This is a genomic window from Streptomyces sp. NPDC096079 (assembly GCF_040303145.1).
Classification (GTDB): domain Bacteria; phylum Actinomycetota; class Actinomycetes; order Streptomycetales; family Streptomycetaceae; genus Streptomyces.
The window spans coordinates 157,453-174,482 of record NZ_JBEOST010000013.1 but is presented as its reverse complement, the minus strand read 5'-3'; the positions used below and the strand labels follow the sequence as shown (position 1 = coordinate 174,482).

Below are 17,030 nucleotides of genomic sequence, written 5' to 3'. Positions count from 1 at the left end.
ATGCGAGCGGTGGAGTGCGCGGCCTGCGGCAACCAGGTCCTGTGCGAGAAGTTCAGCGTCGCCCACACCTCCGTGCAGTGGACGGCCGAAGCGGCCGTCGCCTGCGCGGAGTTCCGTGACCGGGTGAGCCCCGGCGGGACCACCGCCCGGATGCGGACCTGCCGGTCGCTGCGGGCGAGCATCGCCCGCGCGGCCGAGGACGGAACCCTGACGGTGAGCACCCTGGAGTCCCCGGAGGCCCTCGATGCCTGAGCCCACCGCCGGGCCCCGCACCCACCGGCTGCGGATCGTCGAGGTCATCGCCGAGACGGCCGACGCGCACTCCCTGGTGCTCCAGGCGCCACCGGAGAGCGCCGACCGCTTCTCGTACCGCCCCGGGCAGTTCCTCACCCTGAGGCTGCCCGGGGCGGACGGGAGGCCCGCGGCCCGCTGCTACTCCCTCGCCAGCTCGCCGCACACCGGCGAGCCCCTGAAGATCACCGTCAAGCGCGTCGCCGGCGGATACGGCTCCAACTGGGTCTGCGACCGGCTCGCGGCGGGCGACGAGCTGGAGGTGCTGCCCCCGGCCGGCACCTTCACCCCGGACTCCCTCGACGGCGACCTGCTGCTCGTCGCCGGGGGCAGCGGCATCACCCCCGTCCTGTCCATCGCCAAGTCCGCCCTGGCCGAGGGCCGGGGCCGGGTGGTGCTGCTGTACGCCAACCGCGACGAGTCCTCCGTCGTCTTCCGCGACGAGCTGCGGACCCTGGCCCAGGACCATCCGCACCGGCTGCTCGTCGTCCACTGGCTGGAGACGCTCCAGGGCCTGCCGTCCGTGGACCGGCTGGCCGCCGCGCTCGCTCCGTACGCCGACCGCGAGGCCTTCGTCTGCGGCCCGCAGCCCCTCATGGACGCCGTCGAGCAGGCCCTGCGCTCGCTCGGCGCGCCCGGCGACCGCATCCACCGGGAACGGTTCTTCTCCCTCGGCGCGGACGTCTTCGACGCCCCCGCGGTACCGGTGGACGCGGAGACGGAGGGCGGGGCCACGGCCGAGGTCGAGCTCGACGGCGAGACCCGCACCGTCGCCTGGCCGGCGGCGGCACCCCTCCTGGACGTGCTCCTGGCCGCGGGCGTGGACGCGCCGTACTCCTGCCGGGAAGGCGCCTGCAGCGCCTGCACCTGCCGGGTCGTGGCGGGCGAGGTCAAGATGCTCCGCAACGACGTCCTGGACGACCGGGACATCGCGGAGGGCTACGTCCTGGCCTGCCAGGCCCTCCCGCTCACCGAGCGGGTCGAGATCACCTACTCCTGACGAGGAATCCGCCATGTCCCGTACCTGTCTGGTCACCGGAGCGGCCTCCGGCATCGGCGCGGCCACCGTCGCCCTCCTGCGGAGGCAGGGCCACACCGTCATCGGCGCGGACCTCGCCGACGGCGACATCCGCGCCGACCTGTCCACGGCCGACGGCCGGGCCGAACTCGTCGCCCGGGCCCGTGAACTGACCGGCGGCCGTCTCGACGCCGTCGTCTCCTGCGCGGGCATCGCGCACTTCGACCCCCGCACCGTCCAGGTCAACCACTTCGGCGCCGTGGCCACGCTCGACGGACTGCGCCCCCTCCTCGCGGCCGGCGCCGATCCCCGGGCCGTGGTCGTCGGCTCGGTCGACTCCGTCCACCCGACCGACCCCGCGATCGTGGACGCCGCGCTCGCCGGGGACGAGGCGGCGGCGGTGGCCGCGTCCCGCGCCGCCGTCGGACGCGGCGAGGGCCACCTCGTGTACTCCTCCTCCAAGGCGGCCGTCTCCCGCTGGGTCCGCCGCGCCGCCCCCACCGACGCGTGGGCCGGCGCGGGCGTCCCGCTCAACGCCGTGGCCCCCGGAGTGGTCGTCACGCCCCTGACCCGGCCGCTGCTCGACGACCCGGAGATGCGGGGGCTCGTGGAGCGGAGCGTGCCCATGCCCCTGCACGGCCACGCCCGCCCCGAGCAGGTCGCCCCGCTGATCGCCTGGCTGGCCTCGCCCGAGAACTCCCTGGTGACCGGGCAGGTCGTGTTCGCCGACGGGGGCGCGGACGCGGTCCTGCGGGGTGACAGCACCTGGTGAGGACGACGGAACCGGATGCGGCCAGGGGCACCCCTGGCCGCACACCCGTACCCGGACCCGAGTCCGTACCCGTACCCCTAGCCCTCCGCGCATTCGTCACGAGGAGACGCCCGTGAACCCCCGTACGCTCGAACGCTCCGCCGTCCTCCCGGCCGCCCCCGACGCCGTGTGGGCGGTCGTCGGGGAATTCGGCGCTCTCGCCGACTGGCACCCCCACCTGCCGCCCTCCACGATCGAGGACGGCGGCGACCCCGCCGCTCCCGGCGCGGTCCGGGTCTTCGCCGTCGACGGCGTGCCCGTCGCCCGGGAGCGACTGCTCGACCGGGACGAGGCCGGCCGCTCGTACCGGTACGCCCTCCTCGACCCCGTCCCGCTCCCGGTCCACGACTACGTGGCGACGCTCGCCGTGCGTCCGCACCCCGAAGGCGCCGAGGTCCGGTGGTCCGCCGCCTACCAGAGCGCGGACGACGTCGCCGCCCGGGTGGAGGAGGTCTTCGGGGACGGCACCTACGGCACCGGGCTCGCCGCCCTGCGGGAGCGCTTCACATCCATTCGCTGACGCGCAGCCAGGCCATCATGCTGTCCATCGAGGGCTGCGCCGGACCCGCGTCGGCCTCCGCTCCGGCCGTCCGCGCCCGCTTCTCGGACTGCCGTCCCGGGCCGAACATCGACTGCCACACCGCCCGCGCGCAGCCGCGCACGGCCGGCGCGAGCCGGTCCATCTCCCGGTGCACACCATGGCCGCTCACCGAGATCGCGGCGATGGCGCGGCCCGCGCCGCGCAGCGGGGCGGCCACGCAGAAGACGCCCCGGTACCCCTCCTCGTGGTCGAGGGCCACACCGCGCTCCCGCGTCATCGCCAGCTCGCGGCGGAAGGACTCGGGCCGGGTCAGGGTGCGCGGGGTGCGTGGCCGCAGCCCGTCCCGGATCACCCGGTCCACCGCCGCCCCGTCGCCGAAGGCCAGGATCGCCTTCCCCGAGGCCGTGCAGTACGCCGGCTGCCGCCCGCCCGTGCGGGAGGGAACCACGGAGTCGTCCGAGCCGCCGATCCGCTCCAGGTACACCACCTCGGAGCCGTCGAGCACGGTGAGGTGCACCAGATGGCCGGTGGACTCGTGGAGCGCGTGCAGGTGCGGCAGCGCGGCCCGGCGGAGCCGGTTGTGGTGCGAGGCCATGGCGCCGAGTTCCAGCATTCCCATGCCCAGCCGGTAGTCGCGGCCCTCCCGCTCCAGCCAGCGCAGCTGCACCAGCTGGTCGAGGATGCGGTGCGCGGAGGAGCGGCGGATGCCCGAGCGCTGCACGACCTCGGTGAGGGTGAGCCGTGGCCCGGCGCTCTCGAAGGCGCTCAGCACCTTCGCCGCCTTCTCCAGCAGGGACAGCGGCGCCATCCCGGCCTCGGCGGCCTCGACAGCACTGGTCGTCATCGGCACCTCCCACACGGACAGCACAGCCGATCGACCCCTGGCCGGGTCCGTAATCTCCGGTATTGCGTGGAGATTGCCAGAGGATGACGGCGCTGTGAAGAGGGAGTTCCGTCTCGGAACAGTAACGCGTAGGTTCCCTGTCGTCACGGCACGACGAGACCGGATTCCGAGAGGGGCACCCATGCGCGACGAGGACGTTCTCGCGGCGGTCCGCGCCCTCGCCCCCGCCCTGCGCGAGCGCGCGGCCGAGGCGGAGGAGCTCCGCAGGATCCCCGACGCCTCCGTGGAGGAGCTCGCGGAGGCCGGCTTCTTCCGGCTGCTCCAGCCCCAGGCCTTCGGCGGCCGGGCCGCCGACCCGGCCGTGTTCTACGCGGCCGTGCACGAGATCGCCAAGGCATGCGGATCCACCGGCTGGGCGGTGTCCGTCCTCGGCGTCCACCCCTGGTACGTGGCGCAGTTCGACCCACGGGCCCAGGAGGAGGTCTGGGGCGCGGACACGTCCACCCGGATCTGCTCCTCCCACGCCCCCACCGGAGACGTCACCGCCGTCGACGGCGGTTACCGGCTCTCCGGCCGCTGGCACTTCTCCGCGGGCGCCGACCACGCCCGCTGGGCGCTGCTCGGCGGCGTCGTCACCGACGAGACCGGCCGGCCCGTCGACATGCTGACGTTCCTGGTGCCGCGCGCCGACTACCGCGTCGACGACGTGTGGGACACCGTCGGCCTGCGCGGCAGCGGCAGCAACGACATCCTCGTCGAGGACGCCTTCGTCCCCGCCCACCGGACCCTCGGCTACGGCCCGGTGACCCTGCTGCGCTGCCCCGGTCACGAGGTCCACACCGCACCGCTGTACCGGCTGCCGTACGCGGCCGTCTTCACCACCGCCATCTCCACGGCGATGGTCGGCATCGCCGAGGGCGCCCTGGAGGACCAGGTCGGCGCGGCCCGCGACCGCCTGCGGTCCCCGCACGGCCGCAGGACCGCCGAGGACCCCTTCGCCCAGACGCGCATCGCCCGGGCGGCCGGCGAGATCGACGCCGCCCGGCTCCAGCTCGCCCGCAACACGGCCGAGCTGTACGCGGTCGCACGCGCCGGCGAGGAGATCCCCAGGGAGCTGCGCGCCCGCGCCCGCCGCGACCAGGCGCTCGCCACCGAACGCGCCCTCACCGCCGTGGACCTCCTCATGGAGAACGCCGGCGGCGGACCGCTCCGGGTGGGCGACGACGTCCTCCAGCGGGCCTGGCGCGACCTGCACACCGGCCGCGGTCAGGCGGCCAACGACGTGGAACGGGCGCTCGTCCTCTACGCCCAGGACGCCCTCGGCATGGACGTCCACGACCCCATGCTCTGACCCCCGGAACCCCCGGGCGCGGGGGGTTCCCGCTCAGTGGGAGCAGCGCATTTCGCTGCCGTACGGCACGCCGTACGGTCCTGGCATTCCCCCACCACGACCCGAAAGGGGATGCCCCATGGCCGATGACGTCCTGGCAGCGATCCGTGACCTCGCCCCCGCCCTGCGCGACCGCGCGGCCGAGGCCGAGACGCTGCGCCGCGTGCCCGACACCTCCGTCAAGGAGCTGGAGGACACCGGCTTCTTCCAGCTCCTCCAGCCCAAGGCCTTCGGCGGCCGGGCCGCCGACCCGGTGGTCTTCTACACGGCGGTCAAGGAGATCGCCAAGGCGTGCGGCTCGACCGGCTGGGTCGCCTCCGTGGTCGGCGTCCACCCGTGGCACGTCGCCCTGTTCGACCCCCGCGCCCAGCAGGAGGTGTGGGGCCAGGACCCCAGGACCCGGATCGCCTCCTCGTACGCCCCCACCGGCAAGGCCACCGCCGCCGACGGCGGGTTCCGGCTCTCCGGCCGGTGGCACTTCTCCTCCGGCTGCGACCACGCCCGGTGGGCCCTCCTGGGCTGCATCGTCACCGACGGCGAGGGCAACCCGGTCGACATGCGCACCTTCCTCGTCCCCCGGTCCGCGTACCGGATCGACGACGTGTGGGACACCGTCGGCCTGCGCGGCACCGGCAGCAACGACGTCGTCGTCGAGGACGTGTTCGTCCCCGAGCACCGCGCCCTGAGCTTCGGCCCCGTCACCGCCCTGAAGGTGCCCGGTCACGAGGTCAACCCCGAGCCGCTCTACCGGCTGCCGTACGCCGGGGTGTTCACGACCACCATCTCCACCCCGATCGTCGGCATCGCCGAGGGTGCCTTCGAGTCCTACACCGAGGCCACCCGGCAGCGCATCCGCGTCTCGTACGGGCAGAAGGTCGCCGAGGACCCCTTCGCGCAGGTCAGGATCGCCCGCGCGGCCAGTGACATCGACGCGAGCTGGCTCCAACTGACCCGTAACATGGGCGAGATGTACGCCCTCGCCGAGCGCGGCGAGGAGATCCCGATGGAGCTGCGCACCCGCGCCCGCCGCGACCAGGTGCTCGCCACCGAACGCTCCGTCGCCGCCGTCGACCTGCTGATGGAGAACTCCGGCGGCAACGCCATGCGCACCGGTCCCGGCCTCGTCCAGCGCGCCTGGCGCGACGCCCACACCGGTCGCGGACACGCCGCCAACGACCCCGAGCGGGCCCTCGTCATGTACGGGCAGGCCGCTCTCGGCATCGACATCCAAGACACCATGGCCTGAGAGGCGTTGACGATGGCAGAGCTCACGTACGAGTCGACCTCCCGCACCGTCAAGGCGGCCGGACTCACCCTCCACCACCACGAGGCGGCCCCCGCCGGCCGCGACGACGCACCCGTCGTGATCATGCTCCACGGCGGCGGCCCCGGAGCCTCCGCCTGGAGCAACTTCGGCCGCAACCTCCCCGTGTTCGCCGCGCGCTTCCGTACGCTCCTCGTCGACCAGCCCTGCTTCGGCCGCTCCGACAAGCCGGTGCTCGACAAGGACTACTTCAGCTTCAGCGCGGACGCCGTCGCCGCCCTCATGGACGAACTCGGCATCGAACGGGCCCACTTCGTCGGCAACTCCCTCGGCGGCGGCACCTCCGTCCGGATGGCCCTGAACCACCCCGACAAGGTCGGCAAGCTCCTCCTGATGGGCCCCGGCGGCGTCTCCGTGAACCTCTTCGCCCCCGACCCGACCGAGGGCATCAAGCGCCTCTTCGAGTTCAACGCCTCGCCCCGGCCCACCAAGGAGCAGATGCGCGCCTTCCTCGGCGTCATGGCGTACGACCAGTCGATCATCACCGACGCACTCGTCGAGGAACGCTTCGCCTCGGCCACCGACCCCGACACCCGGCTCGGCAGCGCCCGCATGGGCGCCTCCTTCGCCGACCCCGCCTGGGCCGAGGACACGATGCTCTGGCGCGAGGCCCACCGGATCACCCAGCCGGTGCTGCTCACCTGGGGCCGCGAGGACCGCGTCAACCCCCTCGACGGCGCGCTCGTCGCCCTCAAGACCATCCCCGACGCGCGCCTGCACGTCTTCCCGCACTGCGGCCACTGGGCCCAGACGGAGCAGGCCGACGAGTTCAACCGGCTCGCCGTCGACTTCTTCTCCCACTAGGGGGGCGTTTCGGAAGTCCCGCACGGCACCCGCGGCGCCCGGCACGCCGAGGGCACGCACCGGAGACCGCGGGCACCGCACAGGACTTTCGAAACACCCCCTAGCCCCCCTTCCCGACCTTCCGTCACGACACGAGAGGTGCACACCATGGACATCCGTGCGCTCGGCTACCTGCGCCTGGAGACCACCACCCTGGACGAGTGGCGCCGCTACGCGCTCGACGTCCTGGGCATGGTCGAGGCATCCGGCACCACCGAGGACACCCTCTGCCTCCGCCTGGACGACCGCGCCTACCGCATCGTCATCCAGGCCGGCGAGAGCGACCGGCTCCTCGCGGCCGGCTGGGAGGTGGCGAACGCCGCGGCCCTCGCCCGCGCCGCCGAGGAGCTGGAGGCCGCCGGGGTCGCCGTCAAGGCCGCCGACCCCGCCGAGCTCGCAGAGCGCCGCGTCCAGGGCCTGATCCACGTCACGGATCCGGGCGGCAACCCCCTGGAGATCTACTGGGGCCAGGCCCAGGACCACAGCGCGCTCGGCACCCCGTACGGCAACCGCTTCGTCACCGGGGACCTCGGCCTCGGCCACGTCGTCGTGCCGGTGCCGGACATCGAGGCCGCGCTCGACTTCTACGAGAACCTGCTCGGCTTCCAGCTCCGCGACTCCATGAAGCTGCCCCCGCAGGCCGTCCCGACCGCCACCGAGCAGCGGGACTTCCACTGGATGCACTTCCTCAGCCCCAACAGCCGCCACCACAGCCTCGGCCTGTACCCCGGCGCCCTGCCCCCCGGCATCGTGCACTTCATGGTCGAGCTGGAGACCCTCGACGACGTGGGCCGCGGCCTCGACCGCATGCACGCCGCGGGCATCCCCATCGCCTCCAGCCTCGGCCGCCACACCAACGACCGCATGGTGTCCTTCTACGCGCAGGCCCCCGGCGGCTTCCAGGTCGAGTACGGCTGGGACGGCCTCGTCGTCGACCCCGCCACCTGGGTCGCGAAGGAGATCACCGCCGACAGCTTCTGGGGCCACCAGTGGAACGGCTGATCCCGCCCTCCGAGTTCCGGGACGTCCTCGGCCGCTTCGCCAGCGGCATCACGGTGGTGGCGACGCTCGACGCCGGCACCGGGGAACCCGTCGGATTCGCCTGCCAGTCCTTCGCCTCGCTCTCCCTCGACCCGCCGCTGGTGATGCTGGCCGTCGGCAAGCACTCCACCAGCTGGCCGAGGATCGAGCGCTCGGGCCGCTTCTGCGTCAACATCCTCGCCGAGGACCAGCAGGGCACCTGCGCCGCCCTCGGCCGCAGCGGCCCCGACAAGTTCGCCGGGGTGCCCTGGAGCACCGGCGAGCACGGCACCGTGCGCGTCGACGGGGCCCTGGCCCACGTGGAGTGCGAGCTCGACGCCGTGTACGAGGCCGGCGACCACCACCTGGTCACCGCCCAGGTCGTGGCGCTCGACGCGGGCGAGGACGGCCGGCCGCTGCTGTTCTTCCGCAGCCGTTACGCCGTGGGCGCCTTCTGATGCCCCTCGACGTCGACAAGGCGACCTCCGCGCCGCCGGTGCGCACGGAGGTCGCCTGGGACGAGCGCGACGTACGGCTCTACCACCTGGCGCTCGGCGCGGGCGTCCCCGAGACCGATCCGCGCGAACTGCGCTACGTGTACGAAGGACACGAGCGGGGCCTCCAGGTCCTGCCGACCTTCGGAGTCGTCGTCGGCGGCACCGGCGGTGTCGGCTTCCAGGTCTTCGACCTGCCGGGCGTCGACATCGACCTCGCGCACGTGCTGCACGGCGGGCAGGAGATCACCGTGCACCGCCCGCTGCCCGCCGCCGCGCGGGGCACGGCGGTCACCCGGGCCGCGGCCGTGTACGACAAGGGCAAGGCCGCCGTCATCGTCCAGGAGTCCACCCTCCTCGGCGCGGACGACGAACCGCTGATCACCCAGCGGAACCAGATCTTCGTGCACGGGGAGGGCGGTTTCGGCGGCGACCGCGGCCCCTCCGAGCGCCTCCCCGCTCCCGACCGGGAACCCGATCTGGTGACGGAGATCCCGACGCTCCCTCAGCAGGCGCTGCTCTACCGGCTCACCGGCGACTGGAACCCGCTGCACGCCGACCCCGCCACCGCCCGCCGCGCGGGGCACGACCGGCCCATCCTGCACGGTCTGTGCTCCTTCGGGATGGCGGTCAAGGCGGTCACCGACCGGCTGCTCGGCGGCGACGCGAGCGCGGTCGCCGGCTGCCGCACCCGCTTCGCCGGGGTCTTCTTCCCCGGCGAGACCCTGCGGCTGCGCGTCTGGGACACGGCCGACGGCTACCGGCTGACGGCCACGGCCGCCGAACGCGGCGACGCGCCGGTCCTCAGCGACGCGCGGATCACCGCACGATGACCCGGCGGCCGGGGCGGGGGACGGCCCGCCCCGGCCGCCGACCCACCCGGGGGCCTGCCGGGCAGGCCCCGTCACGACCAGGGAGAACACGATGAACGACACGTGGGACCACTCGTACGACGTGGTGGTCGTCGGCTCCGGCGCCGCCGGCATGGCCGCTGCCCTCACCGCCCGGCTGCGCGGCCTGACCGCCCTGGTCGTGGAGAAGACCGAGGCCTACGGCGGCTCGACCGCCCTGTCCGGCGGCGCCATCTGGGTCCCGAACAACTTCCACCTGGACGAGGCCGGACTCGGCGACACCCCCGAGAAGGCCCGCGCCTACCTGGACGCCACGGTCGGCGACCGCGTCCCCGCCGCGCGCAAGGACGCCTACCTCACGCACGGACCGCGGATGGTCAGGGAACTCCACGACCGCACGGCCGTGCGGTTCGTCTACACCCCCGGCTACTCCGACTACTACCCCGAGCGGCTCGGCGGTTACCCGCAGGGCCGCTCCGTCGAACCGCAGGTCTTCGACTTCCGGACGCTCGGCCCCGAGCAGCGCGCCACCATGCGCCGCGCGGGACTCCCCACGTACGGCCTCACCATCACCTCCAAGGACTTCCGGCAGCTGAACATGGTGGGACGCACCTGGTCCGGCCGGCGCACCGCCGTCAAGGTCGGCGCCCAGGCGGTCAGGGCCCGGGTCACCGGCCGCGAGCTGCTCTCCCTCGGCGAGGCGCTGATCGCCCGCATGCGGCACTCCCTCGACGCGCTCGGCGCCGACCTGTGGCTCTCCGCCCCCCTCACCGGACTCGTCGAGGAGGACGGCCGCGTCACCGGCGTCCGCGTCACCAGGGACGGCAGGGAGCTGACCATCCGGGCGACGGGCGGCGTCGTGCTCGCCTCCGGCGGCTTCTCCCACGACCAGCGGCTCCGCGAGAAGCACCTGCCGGCGCCCACGTCCACCGAGTGGAGCTCCGCCTCCGACGGCCAGACCGGCGACGCCCTGGAACCGGCCGTGGCGCTCGGCGCCGCGACCGACCTGATGGACAAGGTCTGGGGAGCGCCGTCGGTGGTGCCGCCCGGGAGCAAGCCGTTCTTCCTCGTCGCCGACCGGGGCATCCCCGGCATGGTGATCGTGAACGAGGCGGGGGAGCGCTACGCCAACGAGGCCGCCCCGTACCACGAGTTCGTCGACGCCATGTACGCGAACGACCGGCCCGGCGCGAGCACCGTGCCGTCCTGGCTGATCCTCGACGCCACCGCCAAGGCCCGCTACCTCTTCATGGGCCTCTTCCCGGGCCAGCCGTTCCCGAAGCCGTGGCTGGAGAGCGGCTTCGTGAAGAAGGCCGCCACCGTCGAGGAGCTGGCCGCGCGCATCCGCGTCGCCCCCCGGCGGCTGCGCGCCACCGTGGACCGCTTCAACGGCTTCGCCCGCGCCGGCCGCGACGAGGACTTCCACCGCGGCGACAGCGTCTACGACCGCTACTACGGCGACCCGACGCTGCCCCACCCCAACCTGGCGCCGCTGGAGAAGGGCCCGTACTACGCGATCCCCGTCCACCCCGGCGACATCGGCACCAAGGGCGGCCTGGTCACCGACGCCACGGCCCGCGTGCTGCGGGAGGACGGCAGCGCCATCGACGGCCTGTACGCCTCCGGCAACGTCTCGTCCGCCGTCATGGGGGAGACCTACCCGGGCCCCGGCGCGACCATCGGCCCCGCCATGACCTTCAGCTGGCTCGCGGTCGACCACATCACCCGTACGCGCTCCGCCGATCCGCGGTGACCGGCCCGATGACGGAACCGCGGGAACCGACGGACCTCACCGGCAGGACGGTGATCGTCACCGGCGGGGCCCGGGGGATCGGCGCCGAGGCCGCGAGGCTGGCCGTCGCCCACGGTGCCCGTGTCGTGCTGACCGACGTACGGGAGGAGGAGGGGCGGGCCACGGCCGAGCGGCTCGGCGGCCACGCCCGGTTCCTCCGCCACGACGTCACCTCCGAGGAGGACTGGCGCGAGGTCGTCGACGCCGCGACCGACACCTTCGGGCGGGTCGACGGCCTCGTCAACAACGCCGGGATCTCCGGCGGTTCCCACCGCCTCGAGGAGCAGCCGCCCGAGGCGTTCCGGCGGGTCGTCGACATCGACCTCACCGGTGTCTTCCTCGGCATGCGGGCCGTGATCCCCGCGATGCGGGAGAGCGGCGGCGGCTCCATCGTCAACATCTCCTCCGCCGCCGGCCTCTTCGGCCTGGCCGGCACCGCGGGATACGGCGCGGCCAAGTGGGGCGTGCGCGGGCTCACCAAGCTCGGCGCGGTGGAGCTCGGGCCCGACCGGATCCGCGTCAACTCCGTACACCCCGGCATGATCCACACTCCGATGACCGCGCACGTGGGCATCGAACGGGGTGAGGGGAAGTATCCGGACACACCGATGGGCCGGGTCGGCGAACCCCACGAGATCGCGAGGGCGGTCGTCTTCCTGCTCTCGGCCGCCGCCTCCTACGTCACCGGCGCCGAACTGGCCGTCGACGGCGGCTGGACGACCGGCCCGGCCCTCCGACCGATCGAGGAGAACCCCTGATGCCCGTCGATCTGACAGGAAAGGTCGCGCTGGTCACCGGCGCGGCACGCGGCATGGGCGAGGCCGAGTCCCGTCTGTTCACCGCCCTCGGGGCGAAGGTCGTCCTCACCGACGTCCTGGAGGCGGAGGGCGAGGCGACGGCCGCCTCCCTCGGCGCCGCCGCCCGCTTCGTACGCCACGACGTCACCGACGAGCACTCCTGGGCGGCCGCCGTCGCCGCCGCCCAGGATGCCTTCGGCCGGCTGGACGTCCTCGTCAACAACGCCGCGATCTACTCCACCTCGCCCATCACCGAGGAGGACCCGGCCCGCCTGGAGGCGATTCTGCGCGTCAACCTGATCGGCCCGTTCCTCGGCGTCCGCGCCGTCGCCGCCGCGATGAGGGAGGGCGGCGGCGGCTCCATCGTCAACATCTCCTCGCAGGCCGGCCTCCAGGGCATCTGGGGGCACGGCGCCTACGGCGCCGCGAAGTGGGGGCTGCGCGGCCTGACCAGGACGGCCGCCCTGGAACTCGGCCCCGACGGCATCCGGGTCAACTCCGTCCACCCGGGAGCCATCGCCACGGCGATGACCGCCCACCTGGGCACCAGGGAGCACCCCGCCGCGCCCCTCGGGCGGGTGGGGGAGCCCGAGGAGGTCGCCCGCCTCGTCGCCTTCCTCGCCTCCGACGACTCCTCGTACCTGTCCGGCGCCGAACTCGCCGTGGACGGCGGCGCGTCGGCGGGCCGCATGCCGGCCCTCGCACCGAAGGGAGAGCACGAGTGAACCGAGCCCCGAACGGAGCGGACACGTGAACCGACCCGACCCGGAGGTCCAGGCGGTCATCGACCTGGCCACCGCCGGATTCCCCCCGCTGGCCACCGAGATGACGGACATCGCCGAGGTGCGCGCCTTCTTCGCCGCCCGCCCCGGACCGCACGCGCCCCCGCCGCACGTCGCCCGCGTCACCGACGAGGACGCCGACGGCGTGCCCGTGCGCGTCTACGACCCCGGTCTCCACGAGGCCGCCCCCGTGATCGTGTTCTGCCACGGGGGCGGCTTCGTCCTGTGCGACCTGGACAGCCACGACCCCTTCTGCCGCTCCCTGGCCCTGGCCACCGAGGCCACCGTCGTCTCGGTGGACTACCGCCGCGCCCCCGAGCACCCCTTCCCCGCCGCCCCCGAGGACGCCTACACGGCCCTGCTGTGGGCGTCGGCGGCCTTCCCGGGCCGCCGGATCGCCGTCGCCGGGGACAGCGCGGGCGCCAACCTCGCCACCGTCCTCACCCTGCTCGCCCGCGACCGGGGCGGCCCCGAGATCGTCTGCCAGGCGCTCTACTACCCGATGCTCGACCCCACCCGCTCCCGCCCCTCGCACCGGGAGAACGCCCAGGGCTACTTCCTCACCGCCGACCACCTGCGCTGGTACTGGGACGGCTATCTGTCCTCCCCCGCGGACCGCACCAGCCCCTACGCGGCCCCGCTGGCGGGCGCCGACCTGTCCGGGCTCCCGCCCGCCCAGCTGGTCACCGCCGGCTTCGACCCGCTGCGGGACGACGGCCTGGCGTACGCGGAGGCCCTCACCGCCGCGGGCGTCCCCGTGACGGCCCTTCACCACGCGGGGATGTTCCACGGCTTCCTCTCCATGGCGGGCGCCCTGCCCGCCGCGGCCGAGGCCCGCGCGACGGCCTTCGCCGCCCTGCGCGAGGCCCTCACCGCCCCCTGACCGCCGGTACGCGCACGCGTGCGCCCCGCCCCCTCTCCCGACCGGGAGAGGGGGCGGGGCGCTGTCCGGCGGATGCCGCGGTCAGCCGCGTATCAGCTCGAACCCCTCGTACCCCGAGGCCGCGACGTCCGCGATGATCTCCCCGTACACCCCGAAGCCACCGATGAACGGCATGAACACCCGCGGCTTGCCCGGGATGTTCGCCCCCAGGTACCAGGAGTTCGCCTCCGGGAACAGCGTGGCCGCCGCCCGGTCGCGGCACTGCGCGACCCACTCCTCGACGGCCTCCCCGGTCGCCTCGATCGCGCGGTAGCCGTGCTCGTCCAGATGGCGCAGACAGTCGCCCAGCCAGTCGCCGTGCTGTTCGGCACAGAGCACCACGTTCGCCATGACGGACGGGCTGCCGGCCCCCGCGAGGCTGAACAGGTTCGGGAAGCCGTCGACGCCCAGCCCCAGATAGGTGCGGGGACCCCCGTTCCAGGCGTCCTTCAGACTCCGGCCGCCCCGTCCCCGGACGTCCACCCGGTCGACCGCCCCGGTCATCGCGTCGAAACCGGTCGCGAACACGAGGACGTCCAGCTCGACCCGGGCGCCGTCGGCCAGCACGATCCCGGTCGCGTCGATCCGGTCGACCGGGTTCTCCCGCAGGTTCACCAGCTCGACGTCGTCACGGTTGAACGTCTCGTAGTAGTGCGAGTCGGTGACGATCCGCTTCGTGCCGATCGGGTGGTCCGTCGGCACCAGCGCGTCGGCGGTGGCCGGGTCCTCGATGAGGGCGCGGACCTTCTCCTCCCAGAACGCCCGCGCCTCGTCGTTCGCCGCGCGGTCGGTGAGCTGGTCCGGGAACGTCTTCGAGTACAGGACGCCGCCGAGCGCCCAGCGCTCCTCGAACGCGGCCCGCCGCTCCTCGGCGGACACCGCGAACGTCGCCGACGGGTGCGCCGCGTGCGGCGAGCCGCCGCCGCTGAGCCGCGAGAGCCGCCGCCGCTCCGCGTAGCCGGCCTTCTGCCGGCGGCGCGTCTCCTCGTCCAGGGGCTCGTTGCCCGCCGGGATGCTGAAGTTGGCGCTCCGCTGGAACACGGTGAGGTGCGCCGCCTGCTCGGCGATCAGCGGGACGGCCTGGATGCCGGAGGAGCCCGTGCCGATCACCCCGACGCGCAGCCCCGTGAAGTCGACGCCCTCGTGCGGCCACGCGCCCGTGTGGTACGTGGCACCGGTGAACCCGTCGGCACCCGGGATGTCGGGCACGTGGGTGCTGGACAGGCAGCCGACCGCGAACACGCAGAACCGGGCCGACACCACCTCGCCGCCGTCCGTGCGGACCGTCCAGCGCAGCGCCTCCTCGTCCAGCTCCGCCGAGACCACCGAGGTGGAGAAGGAGTAGCTGCGGCGCAGGTCGAAGCGGTCGGCGACATGGCGCAGATAGCGGATGATCTCCGGCTGGGCGGCGTACTTCTCGCTCCAGTCCCACTCCTGCTGGAGCTCCTCGTCGAAGGAGTACGAGTAGTCCACGGACTCCACGTCGCAGCGGGCGCCGGGATAGCGGTTCCAGTACCAGACGCCGCCCACGTCCCCGCCCCGCTCGAAGCCGCGCACGGCGAGGCCGAGGCCGCGCAGCCTGTGCACGGCGTACAGGCCGGTGACGCCCGCTCCGATGACGACGACGTCGACGGACTGGATCTTGCTGTCGTTCACGTTCCTACACTCCTCGTCGGGTGGTGGTGTGCTCCGCCGACCGCCGCAGCGCCTTCTTGTCGACCTTGCCCGCCGCGTTGTGGGGGAGGGCCGGGAGGGCGTGGAAGGCGCGCGGGACCTTGAAGTTGGCCAGTCGTTCGCGGGTGTACGAGGTCAGCTCGGCAGCGTCGATCGACGCGCCCGCCACCGGCACGCAGTAGGCGACGCCGACCTCCCCGAGCCGGGCGTCGGGCGCGCCGACGACCGCCGCGTCCAGGACGGCCGGGTGGCCGCGCAGGATCTGCTCCACCTCCGCCGGGTACACGTTGAACCCGCCCACCACGAACATGTCCTTCAGCCGGTCGGTGATCCGCAGGAACCCCCGCTCGTCGAGCACCCCGACGTCCCCCGTGTGCAGCCAGCCGTCCGCGTCGACGGCCCGTGCGGTGGCCTCGGGGTCGTCGAGGTAGCCGTGCATCACGTGGTAGCCGCGGGTGAGGATCTCGCCCGGCTCTCCGGGCGGGGCGTCGATCCGCAGCTCCGTGCCCTCCAGGGCCGTCCCCGAGGTGCGGGCCAGGGTCTCCGGCGACTCGTGCGGCGGGCAGATCGCGACCACGCCCGTCGACTCGGTCAGCCCGTACGCGGTGTTGACGCTCCGCGCGCCGAGGCAGGTCCGGATCTCCTCGATGAGCGCGGTGGGGATGTTCGCCGCTCCCGTGACCGCCATCCGCATCGACGTCAGGTCGTACCTCTCGCGCTCCGGATGGCGGATCAGGGAAGTGAAGACCGTCGGCGCGCCGGTCAGGACGGAGATCCGCTCGTCCTCGATCCGGCCGAGGACCGCCCCGGCGTCGAAGACCCGCTCCGGGACGATCGTGGCCCCGTGCAGCAGACAGGCGAGGACGCCGGCCTTGTAGCCGAAGGTGTGGAAGAACGGGTTGACGAGGAGGTGGCGGTCGCCGCGCCGGAGCGTGACCGTGCGGGCCCAGGCGTCGTACACGCGCAGGTTCTGGCCGTGGGTGGTGGGCACGCCCTTGGGGCGGCCCGTGGTGCCGGAGGTGAAGAGGACGTCGGCGGTGTCCGAGGGGTACACCCCGGCCGACCGCGCCAGGCGCTCCTCCCCGCCGACCCGGTCGGCGGCGGACAGGAAGTCCGGCCAGTCCGCCGAGTGCAGGGTCACCGTCCGCTCCAGGAGCGGGAGTTCCTCACCGGACGCGGCGAGCAGCGCCCGGTAGTCCGTGCCCAGGAAATCGTGCTCGGTGAAGAGCAGCCGGGTACGGGAGCGGCGCAGGATGTCAGCCGCCTCGGCGGCCTTGTAGCGGGTGTTGACCGGCACGAGCACCGCGCCGGCCGTCACCGCGCCGAGCGCCGCCAGCACCCAGCGGGCGCTGTTGGGCGCCCACACGGCGACCGAGTCGCCCGGGCGCACCCCTCGCGCGATCACCGCGCGGGCCACCCGATCGATCCGGTCGCGCAGTTCCGTGAACGTCCAGCGCTCCTCGCCGAAGACGAGGGCCTCCTCATCCCCGTACCGCTCCGCGGCCCAGTCCGCGAGCCGGGCGATGGTCTGCGCGCCCCTCATGATCTGTCACGTCCTCCCTGCTGCCCCGCCGCCCCGGTGGGGCGCGGGCGGTGGAATCACAGCGGATCGGAGCCTGTCAGGCGGGGGCGTCCC

General features: G+C 73.8%; 17 protein-coding genes. 14 read left to right on the top strand and 3 right to left on the bottom strand.

Annotated features, from left to right (window positions below; all coding sequences use genetic code 11):
- The 4 genes from ABTY59_RS25250 to ABTY59_RS25235 all read left to right on the top strand — a co-directional run bounded on the left by ABTY59_RS25250 (position 1) and on the right by ABTY59_RS25235 (position 2,640).
- The gene (locus ABTY59_RS25250; protein ID WP_352021309.1) at positions 1-252 is read left to right on the top strand and encodes a hypothetical protein; all 252 of its coding nucleotides are present in this window, start codon (positions 1-3) and stop codon (positions 250-252) included.
- Positions 245-1,291 (top strand): 2Fe-2S iron-sulfur cluster-binding protein, encoded by a 1,047-nt coding sequence (locus ABTY59_RS25245; RefSeq protein ID WP_352021308.1) that lies wholly within the window; start codon positions 245-247, stop codon positions 1,289-1,291. Before ABTY59_RS25250 ends, ABTY59_RS25245 begins: the two co-directional genes overlap by 8 nt.
- Positions 1,292-1,304: 13 nt before the next feature.
- A complete protein-coding gene (locus ABTY59_RS25240; RefSeq protein WP_352021307.1) occupies positions 1,305-2,081 on the top strand; it encodes an SDR family oxidoreductase in 777 nt (258 codons plus the stop codon).
- A 112-nt stretch (positions 2,082-2,193) separates the two neighbouring features.
- Positions 2,194-2,640: an SRPBCC family protein gene (locus ABTY59_RS25235; protein WP_352021306.1), complete on the top strand. Its 447-nt coding sequence runs from the start codon at positions 2,194-2,196 to the stop codon at positions 2,638-2,640.
- Here ABTY59_RS25235 and ABTY59_RS25230 read toward each other — a convergent pair.
- The gene (locus ABTY59_RS25230) at positions 2,624-3,505 is read right to left on the bottom strand and encodes an IclR family transcriptional regulator (RefSeq protein WP_352021305.1); all 882 of its coding nucleotides are present in this window, start codon (positions 3,503-3,505) and stop codon (positions 2,624-2,626) included. The two genes, ABTY59_RS25235 and ABTY59_RS25230, sit on opposite strands and share 17 nt — an antisense overlap.
- Before the next feature lie 181 nt (positions 3,506-3,686).
- On the opposite strand from ABTY59_RS25230, the gene hsaA (ABTY59_RS25225) reads away from it, so the two are divergent.
- From hsaA (ABTY59_RS25225) to ABTY59_RS25180, 10 genes are all read left to right on the top strand, one after another.
- Positions 3,687-4,856, top strand: a complete 1,170-nt coding sequence (gene hsaA, locus ABTY59_RS25225) for a 3-hydroxy-9,10-secoandrosta-1,3,5(10)-triene-9,17-dione monooxygenase oxygenase subunit (RefSeq protein WP_352021304.1) — start codon at positions 3,687-3,689, stop codon at positions 4,854-4,856.
- 118 nt (positions 4,857-4,974) lie between these two features.
- Positions 4,975-6,141: a 3-hydroxy-9,10-secoandrosta-1,3,5(10)-triene-9,17-dione monooxygenase oxygenase subunit gene (gene hsaA / locus ABTY59_RS25220; RefSeq protein WP_352021303.1), complete on the top strand. Its 1,167-nt coding sequence runs from the start codon at positions 4,975-4,977 to the stop codon at positions 6,139-6,141.
- A gap of 12 nt (positions 6,142-6,153) precedes the next feature.
- Positions 6,154-7,023 (top strand): 4,5:9,10-diseco-3-hydroxy-5,9,17-trioxoandrosta-1(10),2-diene-4-oate hydrolase, encoded by an 870-nt coding sequence (hsaD, locus tag ABTY59_RS25215; protein ID WP_352021302.1) that lies wholly within the window; start codon positions 6,154-6,156, stop codon positions 7,021-7,023.
- A gap of 147 nt (positions 7,024-7,170) precedes the next feature.
- Entirely contained in the window at positions 7,171-8,064 is an 894-nt protein-coding gene (locus ABTY59_RS25210; RefSeq protein WP_352021301.1) for a VOC family protein, read from the top strand.
- A complete protein-coding gene (locus ABTY59_RS25205; RefSeq protein ID WP_352021300.1) occupies positions 8,052-8,540 on the top strand; it encodes a flavin reductase family protein in 489 nt (162 codons plus the stop codon). The genes ABTY59_RS25210 and ABTY59_RS25205 overlap by 13 nt, the downstream gene beginning before the upstream one ends.
- Positions 8,540-9,409, top strand: a complete 870-nt coding sequence (locus ABTY59_RS25200) for a MaoC/PaaZ C-terminal domain-containing protein (protein ID WP_352021299.1) — start codon at positions 8,540-8,542, stop codon at positions 9,407-9,409. Before ABTY59_RS25205 ends, ABTY59_RS25200 begins: the two co-directional genes overlap by 1 nt.
- 91 nt (positions 9,410-9,500) lie before the next feature.
- Positions 9,501-11,180, top strand: coding sequence for an FAD-dependent oxidoreductase (locus ABTY59_RS25195; protein ID WP_352021298.1), 1,680 nt, complete (start codon positions 9,501-9,503; stop codon positions 11,178-11,180).
- Positions 11,181-11,188: 8 nt separating this feature from the next.
- Positions 11,189-11,977 carry a glucose 1-dehydrogenase gene (locus ABTY59_RS25190; protein ID WP_352021297.1) on the top strand — a complete coding sequence of 263 codons (789 nt, stop codon included), beginning with the start codon at positions 11,189-11,191 and terminating at the stop codon, positions 11,975-11,977.
- Positions 11,977-12,741 carry a glucose 1-dehydrogenase gene (locus tag ABTY59_RS25185; RefSeq protein WP_352021296.1) on the top strand — a complete coding sequence of 255 codons (765 nt, stop codon included), beginning with the start codon at positions 11,977-11,979 and terminating at the stop codon, positions 12,739-12,741. Before ABTY59_RS25190 ends, ABTY59_RS25185 begins: the two co-directional genes overlap by 1 nt.
- Positions 12,742-12,766: 25 nt before the next feature.
- Positions 12,767-13,681 carry an alpha/beta hydrolase gene (locus ABTY59_RS25180; RefSeq protein WP_352021295.1) on the top strand — a complete coding sequence of 305 codons (915 nt, stop codon included), beginning with the start codon at positions 12,767-12,769 and terminating at the stop codon, positions 13,679-13,681.
- A gap of 81 nt (positions 13,682-13,762) precedes the next feature.
- Here the strand turns inward: ABTY59_RS25180 and ABTY59_RS25175 are convergent, their stop codons facing one another.
- Both ABTY59_RS25175 and ABTY59_RS25170 read right to left on the bottom strand, forming a co-directional pair.
- Positions 13,763-15,376 carry a flavin-containing monooxygenase gene (locus ABTY59_RS25175; protein ID WP_352021294.1) on the bottom strand — a complete coding sequence of 538 codons (1,614 nt, stop codon included), beginning with the start codon at positions 15,374-15,376 and terminating at the stop codon, positions 13,763-13,765.
- A gap of 4 nt (positions 15,377-15,380) precedes the next feature.
- The gene (locus ABTY59_RS25170) at positions 15,381-16,937 is read right to left on the bottom strand and encodes a FadD3 family acyl-CoA ligase (protein WP_352021293.1); all 1,557 of its coding nucleotides are present in this window, start codon (positions 16,935-16,937) and stop codon (positions 15,381-15,383) included.
- Positions 16,938-17,030 lie beyond the last annotated feature (93 nt).

What these genes read in the sequence shown, in the direction of transcription:
- ABTY59_RS25250 (WP_352021309.1), top strand. Translation starts at nt 1, where the DNA reads ATGCGAGCGGTGGAGTGCGCGGCCTGCGGCAACCAGGTCCTGTGCGAG.
- ABTY59_RS25245 (WP_352021308.1), top strand. Translation starts at nt 245, where the DNA reads ATGCCTGAGCCCACCGCCGGGCCCCGCACCCACCGGCTGCGGATCGTC.
- ABTY59_RS25240 (WP_352021307.1), top strand. Translation starts at nt 1,305, where the DNA reads ATGTCCCGTACCTGTCTGGTCACCGGAGCGGCCTCCGGCATCGGCGCG.
- ABTY59_RS25230 (WP_352021305.1), bottom strand. Translation starts at nt 3,505, where the DNA reads ATGACGACCAGTGCTGTCGAGGCCGCCGAGGCCGGGATGGCGCCGCTG.
- hsaA (WP_352021304.1), top strand. Translation starts at nt 3,687, where the DNA reads ATGCGCGACGAGGACGTTCTCGCGGCGGTCCGCGCCCTCGCCCCCGCC.
- hsaA (WP_352021303.1), top strand. Translation starts at nt 4,975, where the DNA reads ATGGCCGATGACGTCCTGGCAGCGATCCGTGACCTCGCCCCCGCCCTG.
- hsaD (WP_352021302.1), top strand. Translation starts at nt 6,154, where the DNA reads ATGGCAGAGCTCACGTACGAGTCGACCTCCCGCACCGTCAAGGCGGCC.
- ABTY59_RS25210 (WP_352021301.1), top strand. Translation starts at nt 7,171, where the DNA reads ATGGACATCCGTGCGCTCGGCTACCTGCGCCTGGAGACCACCACCCTG.
- ABTY59_RS25200 (WP_352021299.1), top strand. Translation starts at nt 8,540, where the DNA reads ATGCCCCTCGACGTCGACAAGGCGACCTCCGCGCCGCCGGTGCGCACG.
- ABTY59_RS25195 (WP_352021298.1), top strand. Translation starts at nt 9,501, where the DNA reads ATGAACGACACGTGGGACCACTCGTACGACGTGGTGGTCGTCGGCTCC.
- ABTY59_RS25190 (WP_352021297.1), top strand. Translation starts at nt 11,189, where the DNA reads ATGACGGAACCGCGGGAACCGACGGACCTCACCGGCAGGACGGTGATC.
- ABTY59_RS25185 (WP_352021296.1), top strand. Translation starts at nt 11,977, where the DNA reads ATGCCCGTCGATCTGACAGGAAAGGTCGCGCTGGTCACCGGCGCGGCA.
- ABTY59_RS25170 (WP_352021293.1), bottom strand. Translation starts at nt 16,937, where the DNA reads ATGAGGGGCGCGCAGACCATCGCCCGGCTCGCGGACTGGGCCGCGGAG.